This window comes from Haloglomus irregulare (genome assembly GCF_007421925.1).
GTDB classification, from domain to species: Archaea; Halobacteriota; Halobacteria; order Halobacteriales; family Haloarculaceae; genus Haloglomus; species Haloglomus irregulare.
The window spans coordinates 20145-27554 of sequence record NZ_QMDX01000023.1; the positions used below are offsets into that span (position 1 = coordinate 20145).

General features: G+C 57.1%; 1 protein-coding gene and 2 pseudogenes. All 3 read left to right on the forward strand.

What is annotated here, in order from left to right; all coding sequences use genetic code 11:
• Positions 1 to 713 precede the first annotated feature (713 nt).
• Positions 714 to 5096: a beta strand repeat-containing protein gene (locus DP107_RS17960; protein WP_144263486.1), complete on the forward strand. Its 4383-nt coding sequence runs from the start codon at positions 714 to 716 to the stop codon at positions 5094 to 5096.
• Between the two features lie 528 nt (positions 5097 to 5624).
• Positions 5625 to 5714: pseudogene (locus tag DP107_RS21565) on the forward strand (surface glycoprotein); the annotation flags it as partial.
• A gap of 507 nt (positions 5715 to 6221) precedes the next feature.
• A pseudogene (locus DP107_RS17965) lies at positions 6222 to 7410 on the forward strand (HVO_2072 family ArtA-dependent S-layer glycoprotein); the annotation flags it as partial.

Below are 7410 nucleotides of genomic sequence, written 5' to 3' on the forward strand. Positions count from 1 at the left end.
CTTAAAATTGCCTTGGAACCCCGTCTATGCCATCGTTGTCGGTTGAATACTGTCGGTCGGCTTCATCGCCGACCTAAATGCCGAGGCTTTCGCCTCGAATTTTCCGTAAGCCCGTCCGGACCCGTTCTTTTCGACGCCTCTCCCCGTCTCTGCAACCTCTTCAATCGGGGCCGACATCCGGGGAGGCACTCGTCTCTTGCCGCGATTCGGTTGCAGTCGATCGAGTCCGGTGCCAGTAAGCTTATATGACCGCTGTCAGATATAGCATGGTGTGGGCACAAGCGGTAGGTAGGCTTTCCCCACGGCGGACATGACCCAGGCAATGTCCAACGAAGACAGCTTCCACGGCACCACCGTCGCACAGACCACCACCCAGGTGGACAGCGTCGCCTGGCGCCAGCGCCAGAGCAGCGCCGTGGCAAGCCGACAAAGTATCTCAACTGGACTTAGAACGACTCTCCTCGGTCCTCTTGCGGATTCAGACAGGCAGCAACCAATGACATACACAGACACCACTCATCGGCGCATCGATGCGCGAGCCACACAGACAGGCGAGGCATACCCATGACAGACAAATTCGACTCGGAATTACGAGTCCGGAGCAAGTTTGCCTTACATGTCGTCCCTGGTAACGACTCTGAGGCGAGCAGCAACACAGGCGCAGCGGCCCCGAGTGATGCGGGTGCGGCTAGCCCGCACGAGGAGGTAACAGCATGAGTGGGTTGCGTTCACAGGCTCGCGTCGGCCTTGTGGTGATAGTTGCGTTGCTGACTGTCACCGGAATATTCGCTGGGGCTGCGGCAGCTGATGCTGGATCAGCCTCTCTCGACAAATCAGGCTCGCCTGCCAACATCCCTGGAGCCAGTTCCGATGCATCGCAATCACTAATTGATGGTACAGATCTAGAGGTTAAGGATACTGATGACGATCAGACTGCGGTGAAAATCGACGTTAGTGACCTTTCCGACGCTGGGGCAGATCTCAGTAACGCCGAGATAGTCGCGAATGATGAGGACAATAATATTGCCTACTCAAACTTCGATAACGAAGCTGAGGAGGTTCAACTTGTCCTCGACACCTCGAGCACTGGGTCTGATACTGTCAATCTGGGCACCCAAACTAACGACCAACTCGAACTGCAAGGAATTGATACTTCAGGCGTTACGACGGCCAACGAGCTGGAGTATACGGTTCGTATGGCGGGTGCCAACCCTGGCGACTTTGACAGCAACTTCCAGACGACACAGATCGACTCAGTTGGCCCATTCAGCATCGCCACGGTTGAGGTTGAGAACCTCGACACTGGCACCACAATTACCGAAGCCAGTCTCACTGAAGCTATCAGCGAGGCAAATGATCCCACCTCTGATGACCTAAGTGACGGTTCAACTGGTGATCAGGTCGAGATCCGGCCAAACGAAGGGACCTACACGTTCGACAGTAGTGATATTACTGATGCCAACACACGGATCACTCCGCTTGGTGATTCAGACGTAACCTTCGAAAACGGAAATTCAGGCTACACTCTCACCGCTGACGCGGAAAATGTTGAGATTGAGGATATCACCTTCGACCAGTCAGATAACGCTCAAACAGCGGTAGTCCTAGATGATAGTGGTAGCGAGAGTCTGACTCTCTCAAACGTTACATTCGAAAATGGTGATGACGATGGTAATAGCGCATACATTACGGCAGACGATGGCGCCGACCTCACCATTGAGGATAGTAGTCTGACTGATGGCGGTGACACCACGGCCAACGATGGGATTAGCCTGAGTAATGATGGAGGGGGCGGCGAATTCACAGTATCGAACACTGAATTCGATGCCCTTGGGACTGCCATTGATCTTGATGTTAGCGTTGACACCACCCTCTCGGTGACCGACAATACCTTCGGTGATAACAACATCCACGTTGCCGACGCGACAGGTAATGAAGACCTGAACGCGATCTTCCAGTCGAACGGCAACACGTTCGACAAGTACGCTGTCCCGATTGACGACAATAACGGCGACGTGGTTCGTAGCAGTAACAACGAACTCGTCGGCGATCTAGATGCAGCAGGCGGGACGGGTGACTTCGAGAATGGCGCGACGACAATCCTCGTCGCCGGCAGCCACGACGGTGCGTCCACTATCAATCTCGGGGGTAGCAGCGACGTAACGCTGACCGCCGATAGCGCAAACGCATCTATTGTGGTTGACACCACTGTCCTCAATACTGGCAGTGGAGCCAGCTCGGTGACTGTCGACGGACTGGTGTTCGAAGAGATTGGTAGTAACACCCCGATCACCACTAGTGGTACTACTACTGACCTGTCGATCACTAATAACGAGTTCCTCGGTGCTGGCGATGGTACTACGAGTACATATACCGTCGCTGATCTCGCAACCGTTAACGGGCTGACAATAACGGACAATCTGTTTGAGTCTGAGGTAGACAATAACAACAATTACGATGCGGTTGATATCGATACACTTCAGGGCGACAGCTCTGCAGTAAGTGTCGATATCTCCAACAATGAGATCGTCAACGCTGAAAGCGGCATCCTCGTCGGCGAGATCGCCGATAACGGGGACGGTGTTGAGCTGACGGTTGAGGATAACACGATCACAATCGAAGACAATCCTGAGTCGAATCCCTCACCGTCGTTCTTAGATGGCCAGAAGGAACGTGGTATTGAGATCATCTCTGCCGGCAGCAGCTCAAGCTCTGTCGTGGAGGTCACCGGAAACGAGATTAATACTAGCTCATTCAGTGGTCCGGATCCAAACTTCCACACCGGTGTCGCACTAAGTGATGGCGGCAGCGATGAGTTTAGCGCAACTGTTTCGCAAAACAGTATCAATGGGTTCAGTGCAGCCATCGATGTGAGTGATGTTAGTTCGTATGGTGGCGACGATGGGCACACGTCTGCGACCATCGAAAGCAACGAGCTGACCAATAATGGCTACCACATCCGTGCGCTGGCCAGTGACTTCGATGTTGAGACGTTCCGGTCGGCTAACGCTCTCGACAAAGCCGTGCTTTTCCAGGACGGAGACCCGGCTAATTCGGACACCAGCCTCCAGACCACTGCACCGAGTAGTGCCGATGTGGCCGATGTCTACGGTACTCTCAGCTTCGCGTTGGCTGACGCTAGAAGGTACTCGTCTGGTGGCAACACTGGTGAAGAGCTTGGCATTGCTGTCGGTCCCGGAACGTACGAACTGAGCAATCAGGGGCTTGAGCTTGGCAGCGAAACAATTCACGGAGCCAAAACTCTCTTCATCCGCTCCGAAAATGGAGCCGAAGAGACTGTCTTCACCCCTGCGAATGACAATGACGATATCTGGGATATTGACGCTAAGTTCGCCAACCCCCCCGGTACTTCTGATGATAGGCTCGTAATCAGCGGATTCACGTTCGACTCCTCAGACGCCGGTACAGGAACTGACTTCGATCTAAATGCTCCATTCGGCGGCTCTGCCACTGACCCTCTGACACTGTCAGACAACGTGTTCGTTGGTAACGAAGACCGAACGGCAGTCAGCGCCGATACCGACACGAAAGGTATTGTTACCGTTCAGGACAGCGAAATCAGTGGCTACGGTACTGGTGTCGCTGTCTCTAGCGGATTTGGTGGCGATCAAGTGAACGTTGTCCGGAGTACCATCTCCGATAGCACCACTGGTATTGATGTTGGTAGTGACGGGGCAGTAGTCGCCAACTTCAACGACATTGTCAACAACAACGTCGGCATCGACACGGCTGACACCACAAACGATGACGTGACGGCACTCGCCAACTACTACGGCAGTGCGTCCGGTCCGAATGTCACGACCGACGCGACCGAATCGGCATCGCTGCTGGTCAACGATGCAGCGAATGTCGACGCAGATCCCGGTCTCGAAACGCTTCCGTACCGGGACGCGAGCATCAGCGAGCTCGATATGGATGCTGGCAAGTACACTGTCGTGACGGACGCCCGCAACCCGACGGCTGACGATCCGAACGGTGCGGAAGTCCTTGTCGCAGTGCTTAACGACACGGTCGCAGCTGACGCAGAAGTCGGTGAAGGCGCTACGACCCTAACCGCAAATGGACCGAACAGCCTCACCAACATTGGTGAAGAGGAGACTGATAGTGTGGCCGGCCCCGAAGGTGGTGTAACTGCTCCCATCCGGATTGGCTACATCGCCAACGGCGACAGTAAGGCGCTCACTCCGTCGAACAGCGAGTCGGGCGACTACACGCTCACCGCAGTGAACACGAACGACGAGCCGGTGAGTACTGGCTCGAGCGTGCAGACGTTCTCTGCGCCGATCGACGGCGTGGATGTTACTGTTGATAACGACCAGCTTGTGGCTGACGGCACGACGACCGCAAATGCCACGCTGCAGTTGGTCGACGCCGACGGCAACGCTGTCTCCCGCTCCGGTGTGGGCGTCACGTGGTCGGTCACCAACGGCGCCAGCGACGCTGGTGCAAGCCGTACCGGTGACATCGAAGACGGCGAAACTGACGCCAACGGGCAGGCGCAGCTCTCGGTCAGTGCTGACACGGCTGGTGAATCCTTCGATGTTGTCGGGATCGCGAACGATAACTCCGGCAGCGTCACGATCAACACGGTCGAACCCGCTGCGGCCAACTTCACGGTTGACTTTGTTGAGGGGCCGACCGAGATCGTCCAAAACGAGTCCTTCAGTGCGACGGTGAACGTCACCAACGAAGGTGACGCTGCTGGAACGCAGGACATCACGTACAATCTCGAAGACTCGACTGGCATCAGCCAGGTCAGCGCGACTGAGGAAGATGTCCAACTCAACGCTAGTGCCTCTCAGGAGGTCACCTTCGAGGTTGCAGCCTCGGATACGGAGTCGCTCAGCACCGGTAACTTCACCCACGTCTTCAGCTCGAACGATGATGAGCTGACCCTGAATGTCACCGTGCAGGACGAGCCCGCATCGGACCCGGTGGAACGGTTCGATACCAACGGCGAGCCCGGCATCCAGGACGATGAAGTGCTGAATGCCATCAGCGCATTCAACGAGGGCGAGGAGGGCGTTGAGGATGGAGACGTGCTGGACGTGATCAGCGCCTTCAACGAAGCCTAACGCCTCCTGCTTGCGGTTTTAATTTTTTCACCCCTGCCCAGCCCCGGCTCCTCGTCACTTGCCTCAAGCCGCCGCCGAGTGCTGGCCCCCCGCCGGCAGTGTGGTCCGCGTGGCCGTCGCGCCCGCGCTAACGGCCGTGGCTCTCTGATAGAAGCTGCGGCTCGGAGATTTCAGTATTTGCCTCCCGCAATTATCGCCCGCTTGTGTTGCCGCCTCCGCGTGGGGTGTCTTCTGGTACTTTGTTTCAGTTGAGTCGGAATCACCGTGGTAGAGGGATCAGCATACCCTATTTGATTCGGGGGACCATCGCCCGGCTTGTTGAGGATGGGGTCTTCGCCTCGAATTAGGTGAATTTTCGGCTTAGGAACTGTTAGCCGCCGTTCTGGCACACAAAGTACTTACCATATCCGATATTCTCAAGCGTGTACACCTACCCAACGGTGGAATCAGCAAGCGTGTATCCTGTATTTAACCGGGGCGACAGGGCAGAGCGTTGATGTCCACACCCAACACGAACTAAGCTCAACCATGACAGCACCACGCGACAAACGTCGCAGCCTGTTCCTCACAGTGCTGATGATCATGTCGGTCTTCGCCGGCACGGTGGCCATCACGGAGCCAGCAGCCGCTAGGGTGAGTGTCATTGACAACGGGCAGGCTTCGGATGTTCAAGCTGGCGACTCCAGTGCAACACAGATAGTATCGTTCGATATAAACACAGACGCAGCCAGCACCACCGAAACCATCGTACTTGACATCGGGAGCGCTTCGTCGGTGCCAACGTCTATTTCCACTAATGACACCAGTGACGTCACTGTTGAGGGAGCCGCTAGCGCAACTGACGTCCGTCAACCGGACAGCGATACTATCGAGATTGATATTGGGAGCACCGGTGGGAGCCAGACCAATGCCACAGTTACTGTCACGCTGACTCATGACACCAGTAGTATCTCAACTACTACTGCTATATTAGAGTACACCGCCTCACTCCAGCGGGACCCTTCTGTCAGCACTGAAACTGGCGGCTTCGCTATAGTTACCGAGCGTCTCGTCAGACCGGGCGGCACGCTCTTTCAGGGCGAAGATGACTTTATTATCACCGACGGCGCGGGCACCCAGCTCAATGTGGCCGTCTTCGAACGCAGCTCCGGCGATAACGAAGGCGTCCCGCTGCAAGACCCCATCCCGCGGGACCAGCCCACCGGCTCCTACGATGACTCCGCGACCACGGGCACCGGCACGAGCCTGACGGTGCAGACGGCCCGCGTCTCCAGCCTCGACATCAACAACGAAAATGGTGATGACGTCTCCGACGGCATCGTCTCCAATAGCAATGACGAGCTCACCGTCGTTGCCGAATACAACTTCCAGGTCTCTGAGGCACTCGAGGTCACCGTCGAAGACGAATCCGGCCTCGACGTGACCGGCCAGGCGCTCGCCACCCGCTCGTCCGCCACTAACGACACTGCCGACGTGGCCAGCTTCGTCATCGATCTCAGCCAACTCGAAAGTGGTGAGGAGTACACCGTCACCGTCGCCGGCAGCGACGACCTCGACTTCGGCGCCGCCGAGCAGAGTGCCACCTTTGAGGTCTCCGCCCAGGACGACGCCATCCTCGAGCTCGACCAGGACACCGCCGTCCAGGGCGAAAACGTCCGGTTCGACATCCAGGGGGCTGACGAAGGCGACGTCCACCCCGTCCGCATCGATGCTAATGACCTCCGCGACGGCGGCACCGCCGCCGCCGTCTTCCGCGATGTCGGTGATACCGCCGACACCGGTACGTTCAACGGCGACCCCGTCGCGCTGGTCGAAATCGACGACGGTGAGGGCGTCGGCCAGATCGAAACCGCCGAACTGGATGACACCGGCGTCGATGTCACCCTGTTCAGCCCCGCTGACATCGATCTTGACGCTGACGAGGACATCGGCGACCTGACCGACAGCGACTTCGATACCGGTGTCGAGGCCGACGAGCAGACCCTCGAGGTCACTGAAGGCCAGATCACTCTGGATAACCCCACCGGCTCGTACGTCATCGGCTCGGAGGTCGACATCAACGGCACCACCTCCCCCGGTGTCGAGGAAGTCGTCATCTACGCCCGCGACGAGGGCAACTACATCCGTGTCACCGACATCACCGTCGATGGCGACGACACCTTCGAAGCCGAGGAGTTCAATCTCGTTCAGGATTCGGACAATCCGGACGCGCTGAATCTCCCCGGCACCTACCGAATCGCCACGCTCGACGCCGACTCGGGCGCACTCGATACTGACGGCGACGGCGTTGCAGACAACTTCGTCGACAGCCAGC